Annotated in this window: 1 protein-coding gene; it reads right to left on the bottom strand. The window is 44.6% G+C overall.

Translation table 11 applies throughout. The features are described from left to right. The coding region (locus tag C1631_RS25535; protein ID WP_165828377.1) for a hypothetical protein at window positions 1–455 on the bottom strand (455 nt) is incomplete at both ends.

Below are 455 nucleotides of genomic sequence, written 5' to 3'. Positions count from 1 at the left end.
TCTGAAACCGTCATCCCTCTTAAGAGTTCCTGTTTCCTAACGGGCATCTCAATTTCATCCCCATTTTCGTCCAATCCATAAAACTTCACCATCATCTGTTCGTTTGGAGTCCTTGTCCAATGCATCAGTTCGTTGTCTCTTTGAGCTTCATTTAGGGATGCATCATTGAAACTGCTAGCTGGAGCAATTCTGAATACTCCTTCGTCAAATGATCTTTTTATATGGTCTCTTTGTCCAAATTTTGCGAAACATTCAGGTGATCCGCCAAATGGTATCTTCAGCGTTGCTGGGGTATAGCTTGCAGATGCCGTACTTCTGGCAGTCTCTTCATCAAAGCTTATCATTCCGTCGCCGCGTCGATTGCTTTGTTCGCAGCAAACGTGAACAATTAATCGGAGTAAACTTCTTCTATTGATTGGATCACGGGGCGGCGTGACCTCTCCATGTTGTCCGGT

The sequence above is a fragment of the Chryseobacterium phosphatilyticum genome, from assembly GCF_002899825.2.
GTDB lineage: Bacteria > Bacteroidota > Bacteroidia > Flavobacteriales > Weeksellaceae > Chryseobacterium > Chryseobacterium phosphatilyticum.
The sequence above is the reverse complement of the archived record's forward strand: the minus strand, read 5'-3'. Positions and strand labels throughout refer to the sequence as shown.